Source organism: Pseudomonas sp. B3G-3, from assembly GCF_028640915.1.
Lineage (GTDB): Bacteria > Pseudomonadota > Gammaproteobacteria > Pseudomonadales > Pseudomonadaceae > Aquipseudomonas > Aquipseudomonas chlororaphis_I.
On sequence record NZ_JAQZAB010000070.1, the window covers coordinates 54,100 to 75,705 of the forward strand.

At 65.2% G+C, this 21,606-nt stretch carries 20 protein-coding genes; 7 read left to right on the forward strand and 13 right to left on the reverse strand.

Annotated features, from left to right (window positions below):
• Positions 1–7: 7 nt before the first annotated feature.
• Both PVZ80_RS07585 and PVZ80_RS07590 read right to left on the reverse strand, forming a co-directional pair.
• A complete protein-coding gene (locus tag PVZ80_RS07585) occupies positions 8–862 on the reverse strand; it encodes a MaoC/PaaZ C-terminal domain-containing protein (protein ID WP_028681572.1) in 855 nt (284 codons plus the stop codon).
• 2 nt (positions 863–864) lie between these two features.
• Entirely contained in the window at positions 865–2,217 is a 1,353-nt protein-coding gene (locus tag PVZ80_RS07590) for a 3-oxoacyl-ACP reductase (RefSeq protein ID WP_016703796.1), read from the reverse strand.
• 274 nt (positions 2,218–2,491) lie between these two features.
• Between PVZ80_RS07590 and PVZ80_RS07595 the strand changes: the two genes are divergently transcribed.
• Complete coding sequence (locus PVZ80_RS07595) at positions 2,492–3,769, forward strand: acetyl-CoA C-acetyltransferase (RefSeq protein ID WP_273863620.1); 1,278 nt, start codon at positions 2,492–2,494, stop codon at positions 3,767–3,769.
• A 236-nt stretch (positions 3,770–4,005) separates the two neighbouring features.
• A complete protein-coding gene (locus PVZ80_RS07600) occupies positions 4,006–4,902 on the forward strand; it encodes a PA4780 family RIO1-like protein kinase (RefSeq protein ID WP_009046807.1) in 897 nt (298 codons plus the stop codon).
• 173 nt (positions 4,903–5,075) lie between these two features.
• Here PVZ80_RS07600 and cueR read toward each other — a convergent pair whose 3' ends face one another.
• The 3 genes from cueR to PVZ80_RS07615 form a co-directional block, all read right to left on the reverse strand.
• Complete coding sequence (cueR, locus tag PVZ80_RS07605) at positions 5,076–5,477, reverse strand: Cu(I)-responsive transcriptional regulator (RefSeq protein ID WP_009046808.1); 402 nt, start codon at positions 5,475–5,477, stop codon at positions 5,076–5,078.
• Entirely contained in the window at positions 5,474–7,870 is a 2,397-nt protein-coding gene (locus PVZ80_RS07610; protein ID WP_110176085.1) for a heavy metal translocating P-type ATPase, read from the reverse strand. The genes cueR and PVZ80_RS07610 overlap by 4 nt, the downstream gene beginning before the upstream one ends.
• A gap of 163 nt (positions 7,871–8,033) precedes the next feature.
• Entirely contained in the window at positions 8,034–8,417 is a 384-nt protein-coding gene (locus tag PVZ80_RS07615; RefSeq protein WP_124303394.1) for a hypothetical protein, read from the reverse strand.
• Between the two features lie 148 nt (positions 8,418–8,565).
• Here PVZ80_RS07615 and PVZ80_RS07620 point away from each other — a divergent pair, with 148 nt between their 5' ends.
• Positions 8,566–8,763, forward strand: coding sequence for a heavy-metal-associated domain-containing protein (locus tag PVZ80_RS07620; protein ID WP_007923288.1), 198 nt, complete (start codon positions 8,566–8,568; stop codon positions 8,761–8,763).
• Between the two features lie 107 nt (positions 8,764–8,870).
• A complete protein-coding gene (locus PVZ80_RS07625; protein WP_038630526.1) occupies positions 8,871–10,067 on the forward strand; it encodes a multidrug effflux MFS transporter in 1,197 nt (398 codons plus the stop codon).
• On the opposite strand, the gene PVZ80_RS07630 is transcribed toward PVZ80_RS07625, so the two are convergent.
• The 3 genes from PVZ80_RS07630 to PVZ80_RS07640 form a co-directional block, all read right to left on the reverse strand.
• The gene (locus PVZ80_RS07630) at positions 10,068–10,247 is read right to left on the reverse strand and encodes a hypothetical protein (RefSeq protein WP_009046812.1); all 180 of its coding nucleotides are present in this window, start codon (positions 10,245–10,247) and stop codon (positions 10,068–10,070) included. It abuts the gene before it with no gap.
• A 147-nt stretch (positions 10,248–10,394) separates the two neighbouring features.
• Complete coding sequence (locus PVZ80_RS07635) at positions 10,395–11,408, reverse strand: zinc-binding alcohol dehydrogenase family protein (RefSeq protein WP_273863622.1); 1,014 nt, start codon at positions 11,406–11,408, stop codon at positions 10,395–10,397.
• Between the two features lie 32 nt (positions 11,409–11,440).
• Complete coding sequence (locus tag PVZ80_RS07640; RefSeq protein WP_053268141.1) at positions 11,441–11,734, reverse strand: putative quinol monooxygenase; 294 nt, start codon at positions 11,732–11,734, stop codon at positions 11,441–11,443.
• A gap of 133 nt (positions 11,735–11,867) precedes the next feature.
• On the opposite strand from PVZ80_RS07640, the gene PVZ80_RS07645 reads away from it, so the two are divergent.
• Together PVZ80_RS07645 and PVZ80_RS07650 are read left to right on the forward strand one after the other, a co-directional pair.
• Complete coding sequence (locus tag PVZ80_RS07645; protein ID WP_273863623.1) at positions 11,868–12,797, forward strand: LysR family transcriptional regulator; 930 nt, start codon at positions 11,868–11,870, stop codon at positions 12,795–12,797.
• 109 nt (positions 12,798–12,906) lie between these two features.
• Entirely contained in the window at positions 12,907–14,283 is a 1,377-nt protein-coding gene (locus PVZ80_RS07650; RefSeq protein WP_016703805.1) for an MFS transporter, read from the forward strand.
• Between the two features lie 115 nt (positions 14,284–14,398).
• Here PVZ80_RS07650 and PVZ80_RS07655 read toward each other — a convergent pair whose 3' ends face one another.
• The 3 genes from PVZ80_RS07655 to PVZ80_RS07665 all read right to left on the reverse strand — a co-directional run bounded on the left by PVZ80_RS07655 (position 14,399) and on the right by PVZ80_RS07665 (position 17,755).
• Positions 14,399–15,352, reverse strand: coding sequence for an adenosine deaminase (locus PVZ80_RS07655; protein ID WP_007923280.1), 954 nt, complete (start codon positions 15,350–15,352; stop codon positions 14,399–14,401).
• A 213-nt stretch (positions 15,353–15,565) separates the two neighbouring features.
• Positions 15,566–16,531, reverse strand: a complete 966-nt coding sequence (locus PVZ80_RS07660; RefSeq protein ID WP_110176086.1) for a 2-oxoglutarate and iron-dependent oxygenase domain-containing protein — start codon at positions 16,529–16,531, stop codon at positions 15,566–15,568.
• Positions 16,532–16,672: 141 nt separating this feature from the next.
• Positions 16,673–17,755, reverse strand: a complete 1,083-nt coding sequence (locus PVZ80_RS07665; RefSeq protein ID WP_038630529.1) for a BMP family ABC transporter substrate-binding protein — start codon at positions 17,753–17,755, stop codon at positions 16,673–16,675.
• Between the two features lie 348 nt (positions 17,756–18,103).
• Between PVZ80_RS07665 and PVZ80_RS07670 the strand changes: the two genes are divergently transcribed.
• Positions 18,104–19,195 (forward strand): calcium:proton antiporter, encoded by a 1,092-nt coding sequence (locus tag PVZ80_RS07670; protein ID WP_041988661.1) that lies wholly within the window; start codon positions 18,104–18,106, stop codon positions 19,193–19,195.
• Positions 19,196–19,298: 103 nt separating this feature from the next.
• Here PVZ80_RS07670 and PVZ80_RS07675 read toward each other — a convergent pair whose 3' ends face one another.
• Together PVZ80_RS07675 and PVZ80_RS07680 are read right to left on the reverse strand one after the other, a co-directional pair.
• Complete coding sequence (locus PVZ80_RS07675) at positions 19,299–20,657, reverse strand: 8-oxoguanine deaminase (RefSeq protein ID WP_041988663.1); 1,359 nt, start codon at positions 20,655–20,657, stop codon at positions 19,299–19,301.
• Positions 20,658–20,916: 259 nt separating this feature from the next.
• A complete protein-coding gene (locus tag PVZ80_RS07680; protein WP_009046821.1) occupies positions 20,917–21,600 on the reverse strand; it encodes an SDR family oxidoreductase in 684 nt (227 codons plus the stop codon).
• Positions 21,601–21,606 lie beyond the last annotated feature (6 nt).

Consider the following 21,606-nt stretch of genomic DNA (forward strand, 5'->3'; position numbering starts at 1 on the left):
GGCGGGCTCAGGTCAACGGTTGCCAATGCCCGCTCATATGCTCCAGGTCGCCCGCGCCGGTCAGGCGCAGGTCACCGCTCGAACCCGCGGCGCTTGCCAGCAGGCACACCTCGCTGGGCAGGCGCACCGGCTTTCGGAAGTCCACGGCGATCTCGATATTGGCCGCCGGCAAATGCTCGCTCAACGCCGCCAGAGTCCGCGCCTTGTTCCACAGGCCGTGGGCGATGGCCTGGGGGAAGCCGAACATTCGGGCGCTCACCGTGCTCAGGTGAATCGGGTTGTAGTCGCCGGACACCCGGGCGTAACGCCGGCCGATATCGGCGGGGGCTTGCCAGCGCGTCAGCTCGCTGAGGCTGGCCTCGCTCGGCGGCTCTTCGGCCGCGGCTTCCCCCGGCAGTTGCACACCCCGGCAGAGCATCCGGCTTTGCGCTTCCCACAGGGGCCCGAGCGCGTCGTCGACGCTGGTCAGCAGATCGAAAACCGCGCCTTTGGCATGGGGCTGCAAGTTGTCCACACGCACGCCGATGCTCAAGTTGCCGACCCCACCCATGGGCCGCAGCACACGAATGCGGTTGGCCAGGTGGATCAACCCCAGCAGCGGAAAGGGAAAGTCCTTGGCGGTCAGTAGTTGCATCTGCAGGGCGAACGCCAGCACATGGGGATAGGTCGGCGGCAGCAGGCCGTTCTCGGTAAAACCGCAGACCTGGCGATAGGCCGCAAGCTTCGCCGGCTGCACGCTCACCGGGTGGCGCAGGCCATATTCAGGCAGCTCGGTGCCGGTGATCCTGCGGCGGGTCGCGGCCTTCCAGTACAGCTTGGGCAGGTTCGGCGGGGTATCCAGCTCATTCCATTGCAGGCTCATGTTCAGGCTCCCAATACGCTTTGCCCACAGACGCGCAGCGCTTGCCCGGTGACCGCGCCGGTGCCCGGCTGGCCGAGCCAGGCCACGGCTTCGGCAACGTCCTGCGGCAGCCCGCCTTGCCCCAGCGAACTCATGCGTCGCCCGGCTTCGCGCAGGGCGAACGGAATGTGCGCGGTCATCTGGGTCTCGATAAAACCCGGGGCCACGGCGTTGATGCTGATGCCGCGCTCCTGCAACAGCGGTGCCCAGGCCTGGGCCAGGCCGATCAGCCCGGCCTTGCTCGCCGCATAGTTGGTCTGCCCGCGATTGCCGGCGATGCCGCTGATGGACGCCAGCAGAATCACCCGGCCGTTGTCGCGCAGGGTGCCGCTGTCCAGCAGTGCCTGGGTCAGCACCTGCGGGGCGTTGAGGTTGACCGCCAGCACCGCGTCCCAGAACTCCGGGGTCATGTTGGCCAGGGTCTTGTCGCGGGTGATGCCGGCGTTATGCACCACGATATCGATGCCGTCCGGCAACTGTTCCACCAACCGGGTCGCGGCGTCTTCGGCGCAGATATCCAGGGTGATCGCGTGGCCGCCCAGGCGCGCGGCCAGGGCTTCGAGATCGGTCTTGGCGGCGGGCACGTCCAGCAGCACCACCTGGGCACCATCCCGGGCCAGGGTCTCGGCGATCGCCGCACCAATGCCGCGCGCCGCGCCGGTGACCAGGGCCCGCGCGCCGGCCAGGGGCCGGGTCCAGTCCTGGACCTGGGGCGCGCAGGGGTTCAGGCGGATCGCCTGGCCGGAGATGTAAGCGCTTTTCGGCGAGAGAAAGAACCGCAGCGCGCCTTCCAGCTGGCTTTCGGCGCCCTCACCGACGTACAGCAATTGCAGGGTGGCGCCGCTGCGCAGCTCCTTGGCCAGCGAACGGCTGAAGCCCTCCAGGGCGCGCTGGGCGCTGGCGGCGAACGGATCGCCGAGGGTTTCCGGGGCGCGGCCGAGAATCACCAGGTGCGCGCTGGGCTCGAGGTTCTTCATCAGCGGCTGGAAAAATTCGCGCAACTGCTTGAGCTGGTCGGTCTGCAGGATATCGCTGGCGTCGAATACCACGGCCTTGAGCCTGGGGCCGTGGCCGGGAATCCAGGCCGTGGCGAGGGTCGGATCGGTGCCGTAGCTGTAGATGCTCTCGGTCAGCCGCGGGGCGATGACGCCGACCTGCTGGGTGAGCGGGCCGCCGCCGATCAGCAGCGCCCCCTCGACCGGACGCATGCGGCCGGCCTGCCAGCGCTCCAGACGCACCGGCGACGGCAGGCCAAGGGCCCCGACCAGGCGGTGGCCGATGGACGAGTTGGCGAAGTCGATGTAGCGATCTGACATGGAACACTCTCCGTTCAGGCTGTCTGAAAACTACTGCGGGCTTCGCGCGCAATCCTGCGTTAAAAACAGGCTCGGAGTGCTCATTTAGGCCCCTAAAGTCGTCCGCGACCCCGGCCGTTCCTCGCCTGTTTTTGCCTTGTCTTGCCTTCGCTCGCTACGTTTTCAAACAGCCTGATTGCTGGGGTTCAAAGGTGTGGACCACGAAGGGCCTTCGGTCGTTCGATATACAACCTACGCTTGTCGGTTGTGCCACTCACAGAATAGGGAGCTTTCCATGACTCAGCTGCGTCGTGTTGCGATTATCGGCGGCAACCGCATCCCCTTTGCCCGTTCCAATGGTCCTTACGCCACTGCGAGCAACCAAGCCATGCTGACCGCGGCCCTGGAAGGCCTGATCGAACGCTACAACCTGCACGGCCTGCGCCTGGGCGAGGTGGCCGCTGGCGCGGTGCTCAAGCATTCCCGGGATTTCAACCTGACCCGCGAATGCGTGCTCGGCTCGCGGCTGTCGCCGACCACCCCGGCCTACGATATCCAGCAAGCCTGCGGCACCGGCCTGGAAGCGGCGTTGCTGGTGGCCAACAAGATCGCCCTGGGGCAGATCGACTGCGGCATTGCCGGCGGCGTCGATACCACCTCGGACGCACCGATCGGGGTCAACGAAGGGCTGCGCAAGATCCTGCTGCAGGCCAACCGCGGCAAGACCCTGGGCGACAAGCTCATGACCTTCCTGCAACTGCGCCCCCGACATCTCAAGCCGGAGCTGCCGCGCAATGGCGAGCCGCGTACCGGCTTGTCCATGGGCCAGCACTGCGAGCTGATGGCGCAAACCTGGAACATCCCCCGCGACGAGCAGGATCAACTGGCGCTGGAGAGCCATCAGAAAATGGCCGCCGCCTATGCCGAGGGCTGGCACGACGATCTGATGACCCCCTTCCTCGGCCTGACCCGCGACAACAATCTGCGCCCGGACCTGACCCTGGAAAAGCTGGCGTCGTTGAAGCCGGTGTTCGAGCGCGGCGACAAAGCCACCCTGACCGCGGGCAACTCCACGCCGTTGACCGATGGCGCGTCCCTGGTGCTTTTGGGCAGCGAGGAATGGGCGAAGGAACGTGGCTTGCCGATCCTGGCTTATTTGCGCGACGGCGAAGCGGCGGCGGTGGATTTCGTCCACGGCGCGGAAGGGCTGCTGATGGCTCCGGTCTACGCGGTGCCGCGCTTGCTGGCGCGCAACGGCCTGACGCTGCAGAACTTCGACTACTACGAAATCCATGAAGCCTTCGCCGCGCAGGTGCTGTGCACGCTCAAGGCCTGGGAGGATGGGGATTACTGCAAGACCCGCCTGGGGCTGGACGCGCCCTTGGGCTCCATCGACCGCAGCCGGCTGAATGTCAAAGGCAGTTCGCTGGCGGCCGGGCATCCGTTCGCCGCCACCGGCGGGAGGATTGTCGCCAACCTGGCGAAGCTGCTGGAGGTGGCGGGGAAGGGACGTGGCCTGATTTCGATCTGCGCCGCCGGTGGCCAGGGCGTGACGGCGATTGTCGAGCGCTGAGGGCCCGGGTTGGACAGCCCTTGTTCGCGATCGAGCGCGAAGCACTCGCGACGAGCAGTGGGCGAGCAGTGGGCTATGATCCTGGTCGGTCGAGGGTGTCGGCATGACGGGTTGACCTGGCACATTGAGTGCATTGGCACTGTCGCAGGTCGGTAACCTCTCCCCGTGGTGCGAGGATTGCCGTATAACGAGTGACATTCGCGTGTTTGGTAATAAAGGACCCCTGATAAAAGCTGATGAAGACTCCAAAACGCATTGAACCCCTGATCGAGGACGGTCTGGTCGACGAGGTGCTGCGCCCACTCATGAGTGGTAAAGAAGCAGCTGTTTATGTGGTGCGCTGCGGCAACGAATTACGTTGCGCCAAGGTTTACAAGGAGGCGAACAAACGAAGTTTTCGTCAGGCGGCCGAGTATCAGGAAGGCCGCAAGGTGCGCAACAGCCGTCAGGCTCGCGCGATGGCCAAGGGGTCCAAGTTCGGGCGCAAGGAGGCCGAAGACGCCTGGCAGAACGCCGAAGTGGCGGCGCTGTTCCGCCTGGCCAATGCCGGCGTGCGGGTGCCCAAGCCGTTCGACTTCCTCGAAGGCGTGCTGCTGATGGAGTTGGTGGCGGATGAATACGGCGATGCCGCGCCACGCCTGAACGACGTGGTGCTGGAGCCGGATCAGGCCCGCGAATATCACGCCTTCCTGATTTCCCAGATCGTGCTGATGCTGTGTACCGGCCTGGTGCACGGTGACCTGTCCGAGTTCAACGTGTTGCTGACTCCCGATGGCCCGGTGATCATCGACCTGCCCCAGGCGGTGGACGCGGCGGGCAACAACCACGCCTTCAGCATGCTGGAGCGGGATGTCGGCAACATGGCGTCCTACTTCGGGCGGTTTGCCCCGGAGCTCAAGCGCACCCGTTACGCCAAGGAGATGTGGGCACTGTACGAAGCCGGCACCCTGCACCCGGGCAGCGTCCTGACCGGCGAGTTCGACGATCCTGAAGAACTGGCGGATGTCGGCGGCGTGCTGCGGGAAATCGAGGCGGCGCGCCTGGACGAGGAGCGGCGCCAAGCCATGCGCATGGCCGACGACGCACCACCGACCAAGTCCGAGGAACCACCGCCTCCGCCCTGGATGCAGTGATTCACGGGCACAAAAAAATCCGGCAATAGCCGGATTTTTTTGTGCCCGTGAATCACGTAGCCGCTGCCGCAGGCTGCGATAAGGCTCGAAGAGCCTTCCAGCGATCTCGAAGAGCACGTCCTCTTCGTACGGAATGCCGCCCAGACCGATCACAGCCTGCAGCAGCGGCTACATCACGCGCAGCACCCGCCCGAAGCAAGGTCCTTGAGAATCGGACAATCCGGGCGGTGGTCGCCATGGCAGTGCTGCACCAGGTCCTGCAGGGTGTCGCGCAACCCGGCCAGTTCGGCGATTTTCCGGTTGAGCTCGTCGATGTGCTGGCGGGCCAGGGCTTTGACATCGGCGCTGGCGCGCTGGCGGTCCTGCCACAGGGTCAGCAGCTTGCCCACTTCCTCCAGGGAAAAGCCCAGGTCCCGCGAGCGCTTGATAAAGGCCAGGCTGTGCAGGTCGTCGTCACCGTACAGGCGGTAGCCGCTGTCGCTGCGATGGGCCGGCCTGAGCAGGCCGATGGACTCGTAGTAGCGGATCATCTTGGCGCTCAGGCCGCTCTTGCGGGCTGCTTGGCCGATGTTCATCGGGCGTCCTCCAGGTCTTTGGGTTTCCAGGTTTTCAACAGTAGCGCATTGCTCACCACGCTGACGCTGGACAGCGCCATGGCCGCCCCGGCCAGCACCGGGTTGAGCAGGCCGAACGCCGCCAGCGGAATGCCGATCAGGTTGTAGACGAAGGCCCAGAACAGGTTCTGGCGGATCTTCGCGTAGGTCTTGCGGCTGATCTCCAGGGCCGCCGGCACCAGGCGCGGGTCGCCGCGCATCAGGGTGATCCCCGCCGCGTGCATCGCCACATCGGTACCGCCGCCCATGGCAATGCCGATATCGGCGGCGGCCAGGGCCGGGGCGTCGTTGATGCCGTCGCCGACCATCGCCACCACGCCGGTCTTTTTCAGTTCGGCGACTGTGGCGGCCTTGTCGGCGGGCAGCACTTCGGCGTGCACGTTGGTGATGCCCAGGGCCTCGGCGACCACCTTGGCGCTGCCGCGGTTGTCGCCGGTCAGCAGGTGGCTGCCGATATGGCGCGCACCCAGTTGTCGTACCGCTTGCAGGGCGCCGGGCTTGAGGGTGTCGCCAAAGGCGAACAGGCCCAGTACGCGGGGTTGCGGCTGTTGTTCGATCAGCCAGGACAGGGTGCGGCCTTCGGTTTCCCAGGCCTGGGCCGAGGCCGCCAGGTCGCCGGCCTGCAGGCCGCTTTCTTCCAACAGGCGCCGGTTGCCCAGGGCCAGTTGGCGGCCGTCCAGGGTGCCGGCGATGCCGCGGCCGGTCAGGGACTGGCTGGCGCTGACGTCGGCCACCGCCAACTGGCGTTCGGCGCACAGGTCGAGAACGGCCTTGGCCAGCGGGTGCTCGCTGCCGCGTTGCAGGGCGCCAGCCAATTGCAGCAGGTGGTCTTCGTTGCCATCGACCGCATCCAGATGGGCGATGCGTGGCGTGCCGGAAGTCAGGGTGCCGGTCTTGTCGAAGACCACGGTGCTGACTTCATGGGCGCGCTCCAGGGCTTCGGCGTCCTTGATCAGGATCCCGTGGCGGGCGGCGACGCCGGTACCGGCCATGATCGCGGTCGGCGTGGCCAGCCCCAGCGCGCAGGGACAGGCGATGACCAGCACCGCGACCGCATTGATCAGCGCGGTTTCCAGCGGCGCGCCATACAGCCACCAGCCGATCAGCGTTGCCAGGGCCAGCACCAGTACCGTCGGCACGAACACCTGGCTGACCCGGTCCACCAGCTTCTGGATCGGCGCCTTGCCGGCCTGGGCGTCTTCCACCAGGCGGATGATGCGCGCCAGCACGGTTTCCGCGCCGAGGGCCAGGGTCCGCACCAGCAGCCGGCCTTCACCGTTGATGGCGCCGCCGGTGACCGGGTCGCCGGGCTGTTTCGGCACCGGCAGGCTTTCGCCGCTGATCAGGGCCTCGTCGGCATGGCTCTGGCCTTCGACCACTTCGCCGTCCACCGGGAAGCGCTCGCCGGGCTTGACCAGCACCAGGTCGTTCAGGCGCAGGGCGCTGATCGCCACGTCCCGCTCACGGCCATCGACGACCAGGATCGCCCGCTCCGGGCGCAAGGCTTCGAGGGCGCGGATGGCGCTGGCGGTCTGGCGCTTGGCGCGGCTTTCCAGGTACTTGCCCAGCAGCACCAGGGCGATCACCACGGCCGAGGCCTCGAAGTACAGGTGTGGCATGCCGCCGGCGGGGGTGATGGCCCATTGGTACAGGCTCAAACCGTAACCGGCGCTGGTGCCCAGGGCCACCAGCAAGTCCATGTTGCCGGCACCGGCGCGCACGGCCTTCCAGGCGGCGACATAAAAACGCGCACCGAAGATGAATTGCACCGGTGTGGCCAGGACGAACTGCGCCCAGGCCGGCAGCATCCAGTGCAGGCCAAAGGGTTGTACCACCATGGGCAGCACCAGCGGCAGGGCCAGGAGGATCGCCAGCACCAGGGACCAGCGTTCGCGCTGCAGGCGTTGCTGCTGATCGTCGCGCTCGGGGTGTTCGGCCTGCCACAGGGTGGCGGAGTAGCCGGCCTTGTCGACGGCGGCGATCAAGTCGGCGCTATCGACCTGGCCCAGCAGATCGACGTGCGCGCGTTCGTTGGCCAGGTTGACGCTGACCCGGGTGACCCCGGCCACCTTGCTCAGCGCGCGTTCCACGCGGCCGACGCAGGAGGCGCAGGTCATGCCGCCGATATTCAGTTCCAGGCTGTGGGCCGGCACGCTGTAGCCGGCATCCTGCACCGCGGCCATCAGCGCCGGCAGGCTGTCGCTGGGCGCCTGGACGCGGGCCTGTTCGGTGGCGAGGTTGACGCTGACAGCCATGGCGCCGGCGACCTTGCTCAAGGCACGCTCCACACGCCCGGCGCAGCTGGCGCAGGTCATGCCGGCAATCGGCAGGTCAAAAGTGGTTGATTCGGACATCACTGACACTCCCTGTAAACGGTGGTCTACAGGATCAACCTTGCCATGCTGGCAAGGTCAAGCGCCATGGTGCAGGGTGCTTCAATCTGTCTCGGGGTAACGCCAGGGTCGTCGCCTGTGCCGGTTCCGGGGAGGGACAGGGCGCAGGCGACGACCCGGTGCCTTAGTATCCCAGGCCGGTGCGCTGGAGCTGCAGGCCCGATGGGCTCATGGCGATGCGGAACTTCAGTACGTCGCCGGCCTTCAGGCTGATGTCCTGGGAGCTTGGCGCGAGCATGCCCGGGTTGCAGCCCGGCATCTGCCCCGGCAGCAGTTTCAGGCGCAGCGAGACTTTGCCCGGCGGCAGGTTGAAGGACGTGGCTTGTTCCTGGAACAGCCGGCCCGCCAACTGGTCCTCGATGTACAGGCCGATTTCGCAGGACGTGGCGACTTCCAGCCGTTCCCGGGAAATGATCAGGACGCTGTAGTCCTCGCCGGCGGCGTTGACCGAAGGGGTGGCCGCGATCAGGCCGAGGAGGCTGAACAGGCTGATAACCGACCAGCGCATGGCTGAATCTCCTAGTGTCGTGTCGTTGAGGGGTGAAGCTTGGCCGAGCGCGTGGACTATTGCCAGCCCGGCAGATGTATCCGGAACTTGACCTTGCCATGGTGGCAAGGCCAAGACTGGCGATAACCCTCACAACAGGAGAAGCGTCATGCAAGTGTTCAATGTCGAAGGTATGTCCTGCGGTCACTGCGTCCGGGCCATCACTCAGGCGGTGCAGAGCAAGGATCCGGCGGCCAGCGTCAAGGTCGATCTCGGGGCCAGGGAAGTGGGTGTGGAAAGCCGCTTGTCCGCCGACGAGGTGATCAGCCTGATCAGCGAAGAAGGCTATGCGGTCAAGCTGGCTTGAGCGGATTTAACCGGTCTTTTTAATAGTTAGCGACCTATCGGAATGTTCAAGGCCTCCAAGCGCGGATAAACTGTCGGGCTGCCGACCGACCCGCACCTGGATGCCTGATGAACCTTCGCACAATCCTGATTCTCGGCGCCCTGAGCGCCTTCGGTCCTCTGGCCATCGACTTCTATCTACCGGCGTTCCCGGCGATGGCGCTGGCCTTTGGCACCGATGAAAAACACGTCCAGCTGACCCTGGCAGCCTACTTCCTCGGCCTGTCCATCGGCCAGCTGGCCTACGGTCCCGTGGCCGACCGCTTTGGCCGGCGCATCCCGTTGCTGGCCGGGGTGGGGCTGTTCACCCTGGCGTCCCTGGCCTGCGCCTACGCGCCGAACCTGGAATGGCTGATCGGTGCGCGCTTCGTCCAGGCACTGGGCGGTTGTGCGGGTATGGTGATTTCCCGGGCGGTGGTCAGCGACAAGTGCGACGCAGTGGGTTCGGCCAAGGTGTTTTCCCAGCTGATGCTGGTCATGGGCCTGGCGCCGATCCTGGCGCCGATGCTCGGCGGCCTGCTGGTGAATCTCTACGGCTGGCAGTCGATCTTCATCATGCTGACCCTGTTCAGCGCCCTGGCCGGCCTGGCGGTAGCCCTGGGCTTGCCGGAAAGCCTGCCGGCCCATGTGCCGCGCCAACCCTTGTCCGGCGCCTTGCGCCAATACGGCCGGCTGCTGGCTGACCGGGTGTTTCTCGGCCATGCCCTGACCGGGGGCATCGCCATCGCCGGGATGTTCGCCTACATCGCCGGTTCGCCTTTCGTCTTCATCAAGCTCTACGGTGTGCCGGCCGAGCACTTCGGCTGGTTCTTCGGGATCAACGCCGGCGGTTTCATCCTGGTGGCGCAGATCAATGCGCGGTTGCTGGCCAAGCGCGGTCCGGCGTTCCTGCTGGCGCGCACGGTGTGGATCTACCTGTTGGGGGGCCTGGCGCTGCTTGCCGTCAGCTCGTTGCACCCGGCACAACTCTGGCCGCTGCTGCTGCCGCTGTTCATTTGCATCGCCAGCCTGGGTTGCATCCTTCCCAATGCCTCGGCCTGCGCCATGAACGGTCAGGGTGCACGGGCCGGCAGTGCCTCGGCGATGCTTGGCTGCCTGCAGTTCAGCGTGGCGGCCGGCGCCGCAGCGCTGGTGGGTGTGCTGCACGACGGCAGCGCCGTGCCGATGGCAACGGTCATCAGCCTGTGTGGGATTCTGGTGGTGACGCTGGCGATGGTCACCCGGAAATTGCAGAACGCCAGGGCGCTGCAAGCCGCCCGGCTGTAATCAGCCGGCGGCGCGCTGTTGGCTTTCGGGGAATCGATGGGGAGCGTGCAGACGCGTTTCCAGGGTATTGGCGAAGGCTCGGGCTTCGGCCTCGCTGCGGAAGGTCACCGCATGCTGGTCGAGTTGAACCTGCCATTGGGAGCCTTTGGATTTTGCCAATTCTTTTATCAGGATCTTCATTGCTGACCTCCTCGGGTAAAAGATTTGCACTGCAAGGGCCCCCAGTGTAGACCCGAATACGGTCACAAGTATGACAAGGATCAACTCTCGGACTGACGGCATCCTGCCCCTTTCCGGAGCCGGCAGGACTGCCGTCCGCTCCCTGCTTCAGAACCCTTCCAGCACGATCTTGCCCTTGGCCTTGCCGCTTTCCAGCAAGGCGTGAGCGCGCCGCAGGTTGGCCGCGTTGATCGCGCCGAAGTGTTCGCCGAGGGTGGTCTTCAGGGTGCCGGCGTCGATCAGCTCGGCGACGCGATTGAGCAGCTTGTGCTGCTCCTGCATGTCCGCGGTCTCGAACAGCGAGCGGGTGTACATGAACTCCCAGTGCAGCGACAGGCTCTTGCGCTTGAGCTTGGTCACGTCGAGGGTTTTCGGATCGTCGATCAGCGCCAGCCGGCCCTGGGGCGCGAGCGCCTCGACCAGTTCGTCCAGGTGCGCGTCGGTCTGGGTCAGGCTGGCGACATGGGTGACGCTGGCCTGGCCGGCTTTCTTCAGTTCCTGGCTCAGCGGCTGGCTGTGGTCGATCACCAGGTCGGCGCCCAGCTCGCGCACCCAGCCCTGGGTTTCAACGCGTGAGGCGGTGCCTATGACCTTGAGGCCGGTGAGCTGGCTGGCCAGTTGGGTGAGGATCGAACCCACACCGCCGGCCGCGCCGACGATCAACAGGCTCTGCTGCCGATCGGCCTGGCCTTCGGCGATCTGCAGGCGCTCGAACAGCAGTTCCCAGGCGGTGATCGCGGTCAGCGGCAGGGCGGCGGCTTCGGCGAAACCCAGGTTCTTGGGCATATGGCCGACGATGCGCTCGTCCACCACATGCAGTTCGCTGTTGCCGCCGGCGCGGGCGATCGAGCCGGCGTAGAACACCTTGTCGCCGGCCTTGAACAGGCTGACGTCGCTGCCCACCGCCTTGACCACCCCGGCCACGTCCCAGCCCAGCACCTTGGCGGCGCCGCCTTCAGGCTGGACGTTCTGGCGGACCTTGGTGTCCACCGGGTTGACCGAGATGGCTTTGACTTCCACCAGCAGGTCGCGCGGGCCGGCAACCGGTTCCGGCAGTTCGATGTCTTGCAGGGACAAAGGATCGTTGATCGGCAGGGAGGCGTAGTAGGCGATGGCTTTCATGGTGGGTTTTCCTGATGAAGATGAAGGTCGGGTCAGAGGATCAGCAGCAGGCGCTTGAGCTCGAAGTGTTCGATCGCTTCGCGGGTCTGGCTGAGAAAATGCTGGAAGTGCGCCGTGGCGTTGTGAAACTCCAGGGCCGCCTCATCGTCCCAGCGCTCCAGTACATAAAAGGTGCCTGGGGCTTCGGCGTCCTGGTGCAGGTTGTAGTACTGGCAGCCGGCTTCTTCACGGCTCGGTTGCACCAGGGCGGTGAGTTCGTGTTGGAGCAGGGCTTGCTGGCCGCTCTTCGCGACAAGGGTGGCAATGGCGGTAAAGGCTTGCGACATGGCGGTGTCCTTCAGGGCGGTTATGACGGGCTGGTGTGAGAGTGCGCAGATCATTGGTCATTTCCCCTGAAGATAAAACCGGCTAAAACAGCAGTCTCTTTCAATATTTTTTTGATAATGCCCGGTGAGCCAGATGCTGCGATTCGATGACCTGCAATTGTTCGTGCGCGCCGCCGACCTCGGCAGCCTGTCCGCCGCGGCGCGGGTCATGGACCTGTCGGCGGCGGTGGCCAGCGCCGCCCTCAAGCGCATCGAGCAGCAACTCGGCGTCCGGTTGCTGGCGCGTTCGACCCGCAGCCTGCGCCTGACCGCCGAGGGCGAAGGGTTTCTCGAATACGCCCGCGCGGCCCTGAGCAACCTGGAGGAGGGGCGGCGCTTGTTGGCCAGCGGGCAGGATCAGGTCAGCGGCGTTCTCCAGCTGTCCGCGCCCTCGGACTTCGGCCGCAACCTGTTGCTGCCCTGGCTCGACCAGTTCCAGCAGGAGCACCCCAAGCTCACGGTGCGCCTGCTGCTGGGCGATCGCATTGCCGATCTGTTTCGCCAGCCGGTGGACATTGCCCTGCGTTACGGCGAGCCGGAAGACTCCAGCCTGGTGGCCCTGCCGGTCGCGCCGCAGAACCGGCGGGTGCTGGTGGCCGCCCCCGAGTACCTGGTCCGCCACGGCGAGCCGCGCCAGCTGGAACAACTGGCCCAGCACAATTGCCTGCTCTACATGCTCGGCAGCCGGGTACACGATCACTGGAGTTTCCATGACGGCAAGCGCGAGGTCGGCCTGACGGTCAGCGGCGATCGTTTCAGCGACGATGCCGATGTGGTGCGCCTGTGGGCGGTGGCGGGGCGGGGCATCGCCTACAAGTCCTGGCTCGACGTGGCGGCCGATGTGCTGGCCGGGCGGCTCAAGGTGCTGATGCCGGAGCTGCGCTGCGAACGGGCACCGCTGAACCTGTTGTGCGCCCATCGGGCGCAGTTGAGCAAACCGGTGAACCTGCTGCGGGACATGTTGCAGGCGCGCTGCGCTGAAGTTTCCGCGCATTACCCCAGGCCAGCCCACGCCGATCACTGACCCTGGCCGGCGGCGTCGTTGCGGGGTGCGGGCAGGTCGCATCCAGCACTGAGCGGCGGCGTCGATCTTGCACACTCGATTGCAGACCATTCAATCGGGGGGACGGGGCATGGCAAGTCAGGGATACAGTGCGGCGGAGCGTCTGGAACGCTTGCCCATCAGCGGTTATCACCGAGTCATTTTCATCATCATCGCCCTGGCGTTTTTCTTCGACTCCATGGACCTGGCGATGATGACCTTCCTGCTCGGCTCGATCAAAGCCGAGTTCGGCCTAAGTACGGCCCAGGCCGGCTTGTTGGCCAGTTCGAGTTTCTTCGGCATGGTGGTCGGCGCATCGCTGTCGGGCATGCTCGCCGACCGCTTCGGGCGCAAGCCGGTGTTCCAGTGGAGCATCGTGCTCTGGGGCATCGCCAGTTACCTGTGCTCCACGGCGCAGACGGTGGACAGCCTGACCCTGTTCCGGGTGCTGCTGGGGATCGGCATGGGCATGGAGTTTCCCATCGCCCAGTCGATGCTGTCGGAGATGATCCCGGCCAAGCGGCGCGGACGCTATATCGCCTTGATGGACGGCTTCTGGCCGCTGGGTTTCGTCGCGGCGGGCGTGCTCTCGTATTTCCTGCTGCCGTTGATTGGCTGGCGCGACATCTTCCTGGTCCTGGCGATCCCGGCGGTGTTCGTGCTGGCGATCCGTTTCTTCATTCCCGAGTCGCCGCGCTGGCTGGAGCAGGCCGGACGGCACGCCGATGCCGACCAGGTGCTGCGACGGATCGAGGATAAGGTCCGGGCCTCGTTGCAGCGCGCGGATCTGCCCGAGCCGGTGCGCCTGCCGCGGGTGGAAAGCGTGCCGGGGCATTTCTTCTCGGCCTTGCGCGAGATCTGGTCGCCGCTCTATCGCCAACGCACCATGATGATCTGGAGCGTCTGGTTCTTTGCCCTGCTGGGTTTTTATGGCCTGACCTCGTGGCTCAGCGCCTTGTTGCAGCAGTCGGGGTTCGCCGTGACTCAGTCGGTGTACTACACGGTGCTGATTTCCCTCGGCGGGATTCCCGGCTTCCTCATGGCCGCCTGGCTGGTGGAGCGCTGGGGGCGCAAGCCGGTGTGCGTGATCACCCTGCTGGGCGGTGGGGTCATGGCGTTTTTCTACGGGCAGAGCGCGGTGTTCGGCGGCAACGTGGCGCTGTTGATCAGCTCCGGCCTGTTGATGCAGTTCTTCCTGTTCGGTATGTGGGCGGTGCTCTACACCTACACGCCCGAGTTGTATCCCACTTCGGCGCGGGCTACCGGTTCCGGCTTCGCCTCGGCGGTGGGGCGCATCGGTTCGCTGCTCGGGCCTTTGGTGACCGGCGTGGTGTTCCCGATGACCGGGCAGGGTGGGGTGTTCGCCCTGGGCGCGCTGTGTTTCGCGGTCGCCGCGGCGGTGGTCTGGCTGTTCGGGATGGAGACCCGGGGCAAGACGCTGGAAGAGTTGAGCGAAGTCGGCGCCTGAGCTGTAGCCGCTGCCGCAGGCTGCGATAGGTCCGCAGGACCTCCGGCGTCATTGAGATCGCCGCGACCGTTCCGGTCGATCGTAGCCTTCGGCAGCGGCTACAGGTGTATCGCGGTTACGGCTTGACCAAGCGCGCATCCAGGCTGTTCTGCGCCAGGCGCTTGGCCTGATCCTGGGTCATGCCCAGGTGGGTGTACAGGGCGTGGAAGTTCTCGGTGACGTAGCCGCCGAAGTAGGCCGGGTCATCGGAGTTCACGGTGACCTTCACCCCACGCTCGAGCATCTCGAGGATGTTGTGCTGCGACATGTGATCGAACACGCAGAGCTTGGTGTTCGACAGCGGGCAGACGGTCAGCGGGATCTGCTCGTCGATGATGCGCTGCATCAGCCGCTCGTCTTCGAAGGCGCGCACGCCGTGGTCGATACGCTGGATCTTCAGCAGGTCGAGGGCTTCCCAGATGTACTCGGGCGGGCCTTCTTCACCGGCGTGGGCGACGGTGAGGAAACCTTCGCTGCGGGCACGATCGAACACCCGCTGGAACTTGCTCGGCGGGTGACCCATTTCCGAACTGTCCAGGCCGACCGCGACAAAGGCTTCGCGGAACGGCAGCGCCTGGTCGAGGGTTTTCTGCGCTTCGTCTTCGCTCAGGTGACGCAGGAAGCTGAGGATCAGGCCGCTGGTGATGCCCAGTTGCTGCTCGCCATCCTTGAGCGCGCTGGCGATGCCGTTGAGCACCACTTCAAAGGGGATGCCGCGATCGGTGTGGGTCTGCGGATCGAAGAAGGGTTCGGTGTGGATGACGTTCTGCTCTTTGCAGCGCAGCAGGTAGGCCCAGGTCAGGTCGTAGAAATCCTGGGAGGTGCGCAGTACGTCCGCGCCCTGGTAGTACAGGTCGAGGAACTCTTGCAGGTTGTTGAAGGCATAAGCCTTGCGCAGGGTTTCCACATCGCTCCAGGGCAGGGCGATCTTGTTGCGTTCGGCCAGGGCGAACAGCAGCTCGGGCTCCAGGGAACCTTCGAGGTGCAGGTGCAGTTCGGCCTTGGGCAAGGCGTTCAGCCAGTCGTACATGGGTGTGATCTCATCAGGTGCAGTCGAGCGCTGCGTGAACGTGTTGCGCTCCATCATCCTGCGGCGAAAAGCCGACCGCAAGGTGCGATGACAGGCGCTGGCCCCGGATTTCCCCAGGGCTGCGCGGGCGCGTCAGGTTCCCATCGCGCCCATAAGGGCAGGCATTCTACAGGCGCACGCGGACGATTCGGCAAAACCTGACCAACCGGCCGATCAGGACGCTTGCAGTTCCCGGCGATAGGCATAGGTATCGGCGAACCGCGACAAGAGGAACTCGGCGCAGGTGGTGACCGGGTACTTCGGCGGATGCTCGGCATCCTGGCAGCCGGGCAGGCATTCGATGCGCGTATCCGGATGGGGCTCGGCGAAGAACGGCATCGAGTAGCGGTCCACCCCCAGCGGGCTGATCACCCGGTGCGGCGTCGACAGGTAACGGTCGTTGCTCCAGCGCGCCATCATGTCGCCGAGGTTGACCACGAAGGTGCCCGCGATGGGCGGGGCGTCGATCCACTGGCCCTGGACGTTGCGCACCTGCAGGCCGCCGGCGCTGTCCTGGTAGAGCAGGGTGATGCAGCCGTAGTCGGTGTGGGCGCCGGCGCCTTGCTGCTCGTCGCTGCTGGCGGTGTGCCGCGGCGGGTAATGGATCAGGCGCAGGACGCTGACCGGCTCCTTGAAGCGGCGGTCGAAGAAGTCACGCTCGATGCCCAGGGCCAGGGTCATGGCCCGCAGCAGGGTCTGGGCCAGGGCCTGCATGTCCAGGTAGTGCTGCTCCATCAGGGTTTCCCAGCCGGCGATATCCGGGTGCCGGTTGCTGCCGCGCAGCGGTTTTTCCGCGAGCACCTCGGGATGGTCGGCCGGCAGGTGCAGGCCCATGTCGAAGGTTTCCTTGAGGTCGCTGGGCTTGTCCGGGTCCAGCTGCTCAGTAGCGATCGCACCGTAGCCGCGATGGTGGCGGGTCTGGGTGATATCGATCTTGAGTTTCTCGGCGGCCGGCAGGGCGAAGAATTGCCGGGCGGCGTCGAGCAACTGGCCGATGCGCGCGGCGCTGATCGGGTGGCCCTTGATATAGAAGAAGCCCCACTCGCGGCAGGCGCGGTCGATCTGCTGGGCGACGCTGTTCCAGCCGTGGGCGTCGTCGCCGTAGAGCGGGCTGATGTCGATGATTGGAAGCTGGTTCATATAAATGCTCTCAAGGTAGCCGCTGCCCTGTAGCCGCTGCCGCAGGCTGCGATCGACCCCGAAGGGGGCGTGCTCTGGATATCGAGCCAAGGTCCTTCGGAACTTAGTGCAACTGCGGCTGCGGCTACAGGATTCGATGAGTCATTTCGGAATGTCGGCCTTCATGCCTTCCACGTAATAGTTCATCGACGCGAGCTCGGCATTGCTGGCGCTGACCCCGGCGGCGAGTTTTTCCACGCCGGCCTGATCCTTGATCGGCCCGGTGAACGGGTGGAAGGCGCCGCTCTTGATGTCGGCGATGATCTGCTCGGCCTCACGCTTGACGTCGGCGGGCACCAGGTCGCTGATCGGCAGTTCGACCGTGCCTTCCTTCAGGCCGCCCCAGTAGTCCTGGGATTTCCAGCTGTGGTCGAGCACGCCCTGGGTGGCCTGGATGTAGTGCGGGCCCCAGTTGTTGACGATGGAAGTCAGCACCGCTTTGGGCCCGAAGTGGGCCATGTCCGAGGCGTAGCCCACGGCATACACGCCACGGCGTTCGGCGGCCTGGATCGGCGCCGGGCTGTCGGTGTGCTGGAAGATCACGTCGGCGCCCTGGTCGATCAGGGCGTTGGCGGCGTCGGCTTCCTTGCCCGGGTCGAACCAGGAGTTGACCCACACCACCTTGATCTCGGTGCCCGGGTTGTATTTGTTCAGGGCCAGCTGGATGGCATTGATGTCGCGGATCACTTCCGGGATCGGGAAGGAGGCGATGTAGCCGACCTTCTTGCTCTTGGTCATCTTCGCCGCGAGGAAACCGCCGACGTAGCGACCTTCATAGGTGCGGGCCAGGTAGGTGCCGAGGTTCTTGTCCTGCTTGTAGCCGGTGGCGTGTTCGAAGGTGGTCTTGGGGAATTGCTTGGCGACTTTCAGGGTCGGGTTCATGTAGCCGAAGGAGGTGGTGAAGATCAGGTCGTACTGGTCCTTGGCCATGTTGCGGATCACCCGCTCGGCGTCGGCGCCTTCGGCGACGTTCTCCACGTAGTTGGTCTTGATCCGGTCGCCGAACTTCTCCACCAGCGCCTTGCGTCCCTGTTCATGCTGATAGGTCCAGCCGTGGTCGCCGATCGGGCCGATATAGACGAAGCCGACCTTCAATGGATCGGCGGCGCTGGCGCCCAGCGAGACGCTCAGGCCGATGGCCGCGGTGAGGGCGCACAGCAATTTTTGCAACGGACGTTTATGCATGAATCCGGACTCCATTTTGTTGTGGGGCGAGGCTGAGCCCTGAGGCTTGAATGGCTCAATGCAAATAGCTGACCAACAGGACAACAAAATTTCGGGGGGCAGGGTGAAGCCTTCGCGGGCAAGCCTCGCTCCTGCAGAATCGCGGCGATCACGGGATCCGGCATGGCGTAAATCCTGTAGGAGCGAGGCTTGCCCGCGATCAATCTCAAGGCCGCCCAAGAGCCAACCCGGTGCGCCATGCCCACTCCATGCCAACCCCTGGTGCACGAAGGTGTAACGAAACGTTAGTGACTCCATGCAGTCTTTAGCTCATCTCTACTGCTCGATTTATCCGGTCAAAGGACTGCAATGTTCACTTCACTCAAGCAAGAAAGTTTTCTGTTGCTGGCGCTGCTCGCGGCGCTGGTTGCCTATCCGTTGGAGCATGCGCTGCTCAACAGCGGCCAGGGCGTGGCGCTGATTTCCGGGCTGGTGCTGATCGGTTTCATCGTCGCCGCCTCGATGCGCGTCGCCCACCACGCCGAGCTGCTGGCGGAGAAGGTCGGCGACCCCTACGGCACCATGATCCTGACCCTCGCCGCGGTCCTGGTGGAAGTGGTGATCCTGGCGATCATGATGAGCAACGAGGCCTCGCCGACCCTGGTGCGCGATACCATCTATTCGGCGGTGATGCTCGACATCAACGGCATCCTCGGCCTGGCCGCGCTGATGGGCGGGATCAAGCATGGCGAGCAGGCCTACAACGACGACTCGGCGCGCTCCTACAGCGTGATGATCCTCACCGCCATGGGCGTGTCGATGGTGGTGCCGGAGTTCATCCCCGAAGCGAAATGGAAGCTCTACTCGGCCTTTACCATTGGCGCCATGGTGCTGTTGTACACCCTGTTCCTGCGCATGCAGGTCGGTGCCCACAGCTACTTCTTCAGCTACAGCTACCCGGAAAAACGCCGTAAGAAAGAACCGACGGAAGACCAGCCAGAGCCTGTCAGCCTGGCGTTCTCCATCGCCACCCTGGTGTTCGGCGTGGTGCTGATCGGCGCCTTGGCGGAGGTGATGTCCAAGACTCTCGACCTGGGGCTGGAAGGCACGGGCGCGCCGCCGGTGATCACGGCGATCCTGGTGGCGGCGATTTCCGCGGCGCCGGAGATCCTCACGGCCCTGCGCGCGGCGTTAGCCAATCGCATGCAGTCGGTGGTCAACATTGCGTTGGGCGCGTCGCTGTCGACGGTGATCCTGACGGTGCCGGTGATGGAGGCCATGGCGCTCTACACCGGCCAGCCGTTCCAGATGGCGATGACCCCGGTGCAGACGGTGATGATCTTCATCACCCTGATCGTCAGCGCGATCAACCTCAACGACGGTGAGACCAATGCCATCGAAGGCATGACCCACTTCGTGCTGTTCGCGACCTTTATCATGTTGTCGTTACTGGGTCTTTGAAGAGCATCGCGAGCAAGCTCGCTCCTACATCCGGCGTGATTCATTCTGGAAATGATCGGAACCGGTTCCCTGTAGGAGCGAGCTTGCTCGCGATAACACCGGATCAGGCGCCGCCGATCAACTCCCGGGCCGCCTGGCTGTGATCGGCAATCAACCCCTTCAGGTCCAACCCTTCGACCTGTCCGTCAATCACCCGCCACTGGCCGCCGACCATCACCCGGTCCGCGCGGTCCGCGCCGCACAGCAGCAACGCCGACAACGGATCATGGCTGCCGGAGAAGCGCAGCTCATCGAGCTTGAACAGCGCCAGGTCGGCCTGTTTGCCCACGGCCAGCTCGCCGATATCGCTGCGCCCCAGCAACCGTGCCGAACCCCGGGTGGCCCAGCCCAGCACCAACTCCGGGGTGATCTTCTCGGCGCCGTAACGCAGGCGCTGCAGGTACAGGGCCTGGCGGGTTTCGAGAATCATGTTCGAGGCGTCGTTCGAGGCTGAGCCATCCACGCCCAGGCCCACAGGCGCGCCGGCGTCGGTCAGTTCCAGGGTCGGGCAGATGCCCGAGGCCAGGCGCATGTTGGAACTCGGGCAGTGACAGATGCCGGTCCCGGCCGCGCCAAGGCGGGCGATTTCATCCGGGTTGAAATGGATGCCGTGGGCCAGCCAGGTCCGCGGGCCGAGCCAGCCGACGCTGTCCAGGTAGTCCACGGTGCGCAGGCCGAAACGTTGCAGGCAGAAGTCTTCCTCGTCGAGGGTTTCCGCCAGGTGGGTGTGCAGGCGCACGTCGAGTTTTTCCGCCAGCTCGGCACTGGCCGCCATGATCTCTGGGGTCACCGAGAACGGCGAGCAGGGCGCCAGGGCGATCTGGATCTGCGCGCCGGCGCCGCGTTGGTGGTACTCGGCGATCAGCCGCTGGCTGTCGGCGAGAATCACCTCGCCCTGCTGCACGGTCTGTTGCGGCGGCAGGCCGCCATCCGCTTCGCCGAGGCTCATGGAACCGCGGGTGAGCATGGCGCGCATGCCCAGTTCGCGCACGCTGGCCACCTGCACGTCGATGGCGTTTTCCAGGCCCTCGGGGAACAGGTAGTGGTGGTCGGCGGCGGTGGTGCAGCCTGACAGCAGCAGTTCGGCCAACGCCACTTTACTGGCCAGGGCGAGTTTCTCCGGGGTCAGCCGGGCCCAGACCGGGTACAGGGTTTTCAGCCAGGGAAACAGCGGCTGGTTGACCACCGGCGCCCAGGCGCGGGTCAGGGTCTGATAGAAGTGGTGATGGGTGTTGATCAGCCCCGGCAGCAGCACGTGCTCGCGGGCATCGAAGACCTGTCCACAGGGCTGGGCGGGTTGCTGCCCGGCGCCGAGCACTTCGACGATCAGGCCGTCTTGCAGCACCAGGCCGCCACGGGCGTCGAGGGCATTGCCAGTGAAAATGGCGAGGGGATTTTTTAACCAGGTACGGGTCGCAGGCATGGTGGCCGGCTCCTCTGAAAGTGGGTTCAGGTTAGCCAGCTCAGTGTTGCCCTGTCTGCTGATCCAGGGTCGCCGCGGGGGCGAGGTGCGCAGTTTACGGGGAGACCGCTGCGCGGTCTATCGCGGGCAAGCCTCGCTCCTACAGGCGGTCACTGTAGGCGCGAGGCTGGCCCGCGATAACGTCCTGTAGCCGCTACCGAAGGCTGCGCTCGACCACGAAGAGGGCGCTGCGATGTCGACAGCGGCTACAGGTGCAGGCTTACCAGGGAATGGTCTCGCCCTTGTAGTTGACGAAATGGTGCCCGCCCTTGCCGGTATAGGCATTGATCTGCTCGATCAGGCCGCGGGTGCTGGTCTCGACGTCGATGTCGGCGCCTTCGCCGCCCATATCGGTCTTCACCCAACCCGGGTGCAGCGACAGCACGGTGAGCTTCTGCTCGAGCTGGGTCACGAAGCTGTTGGTCATGGAATTCAGCGCCGCCTTGCTGGCCTTGTACAGCGCCAGCTCCGGCGCGTCGGGCATGGTCACGCTGCCCAGCACCGAACTCATGAACGCCAGCACGCCGCTGTCCGGGCGGATCTGCGGGGCGAAACGCTGGGCCAGGTTGATCGGCGCCACGGCGTTGGTGAAGAACAGCTGGCCGACTTCCGCCAGGGTCGCCTTGCCCGGCGTCTGGTCGTCCGGCCCCTTGACCCCGGCGTTGACGAACAGCAGGTCGAACACTTCGCCTTTGAGCTTCTGGTTCAGGGCGATCACCGCCTGCTGGTCGTCCATGTCCAGCTGTTCGATGCGGACCGGACCCAGGGCCTTGAGCGCCTCGGCTTTTTGCGGATTGCGCACGGTGGCGGTGACCTGCCAGCCAGCGTCCAGCAGGCGTTGCACCAGGCCCAGGCCCAGGCCTCTGGAGGCGCCGATGATCAGTGCGGTTTTTGGCGTAGACATGCAGGG

What these genes read in the sequence shown, in the direction of transcription:
- PVZ80_RS07655 (WP_007923280.1), bottom strand. Translation starts at nt 15,352, where the DNA reads ATGTACGACTGGCTGAACGCCTTGCCCAAGGCCGAACTGCACCTGCAC.
- PVZ80_RS07670 (WP_041988661.1), top strand. Translation starts at nt 18,104, where the DNA reads ATGTTCACTTCACTCAAGCAAGAAAGTTTTCTGTTGCTGGCGCTGCTC.
- PVZ80_RS07620 (WP_007923288.1), top strand. Translation starts at nt 8,566, where the DNA reads ATGCAAGTGTTCAATGTCGAAGGTATGTCCTGCGGTCACTGCGTCCGG.
- PVZ80_RS07680 (WP_009046821.1), bottom strand. Translation starts at nt 21,600, where the DNA reads ATGTCTACGCCAAAAACCGCACTGATCATCGGCGCCTCCAGAGGCCTG.
- PVZ80_RS07585 (WP_028681572.1), bottom strand. Translation starts at nt 862, where the DNA reads ATGAGCCTGCAATGGAATGAGCTGGATACCCCGCCGAACCTGCCCAAG.
- PVZ80_RS07615 (WP_124303394.1), bottom strand. Translation starts at nt 8,417, where the DNA reads ATGCGCTGGTCGGTTATCAGCCTGTTCAGCCTCCTCGGCCTGATCGCG.
- PVZ80_RS07635 (WP_273863622.1), bottom strand. Translation starts at nt 11,408, where the DNA reads ATGAAAGCCATCGCCTACTACGCCTCCCTGCCGATCAACGATCCTTTG.
- PVZ80_RS07660 (WP_110176086.1), bottom strand. Translation starts at nt 16,531, where the DNA reads ATGAACCAGCTTCCAATCATCGACATCAGCCCGCTCTACGGCGACGAC.
- PVZ80_RS07645 (WP_273863623.1), top strand. Translation starts at nt 11,868, where the DNA reads ATGCTGCGATTCGATGACCTGCAATTGTTCGTGCGCGCCGCCGACCTC.
- PVZ80_RS07610 (WP_110176085.1), bottom strand. Translation starts at nt 7,870, where the DNA reads ATGTCCGAATCAACCACTTTTGACCTGCCGATTGCCGGCATGACCTGC.
- cueR (WP_009046808.1), bottom strand. Translation starts at nt 5,477, where the DNA reads ATGAACATCGGCCAAGCAGCCCGCAAGAGCGGCCTGAGCGCCAAGATG.
- PVZ80_RS07630 (WP_009046812.1), bottom strand. Translation starts at nt 10,247, where the DNA reads ATGAAGATCCTGATAAAAGAATTGGCAAAATCCAAAGGCTCCCAATGG.
- PVZ80_RS07590 (WP_016703796.1), bottom strand. Translation starts at nt 2,217, where the DNA reads ATGTCAGATCGCTACATCGACTTCGCCAACTCGTCCATCGGCCACCGC.
- PVZ80_RS07595 (WP_273863620.1), top strand. Translation starts at nt 2,492, where the DNA reads ATGACTCAGCTGCGTCGTGTTGCGATTATCGGCGGCAACCGCATCCCC.
- PVZ80_RS07650 (WP_016703805.1), top strand. Translation starts at nt 12,907, where the DNA reads ATGGCAAGTCAGGGATACAGTGCGGCGGAGCGTCTGGAACGCTTGCCC.
- PVZ80_RS07665 (WP_038630529.1), bottom strand. Translation starts at nt 17,755, where the DNA reads ATGCATAAACGTCCGTTGCAAAAATTGCTGTGCGCCCTCACCGCGGCC.
- PVZ80_RS07675 (WP_041988663.1), bottom strand. Translation starts at nt 20,657, where the DNA reads ATGCCTGCGACCCGTACCTGGTTAAAAAATCCCCTCGCCATTTTCACT.
- PVZ80_RS07625 (WP_038630526.1), top strand. Translation starts at nt 8,871, where the DNA reads ATGAACCTTCGCACAATCCTGATTCTCGGCGCCCTGAGCGCCTTCGGT.
- PVZ80_RS07600 (WP_009046807.1), top strand. Translation starts at nt 4,006, where the DNA reads ATGAAGACTCCAAAACGCATTGAACCCCTGATCGAGGACGGTCTGGTC.
- PVZ80_RS07640 (WP_053268141.1), bottom strand. Translation starts at nt 11,734, where the DNA reads ATGTCGCAAGCCTTTACCGCCATTGCCACCCTTGTCGCGAAGAGCGGC.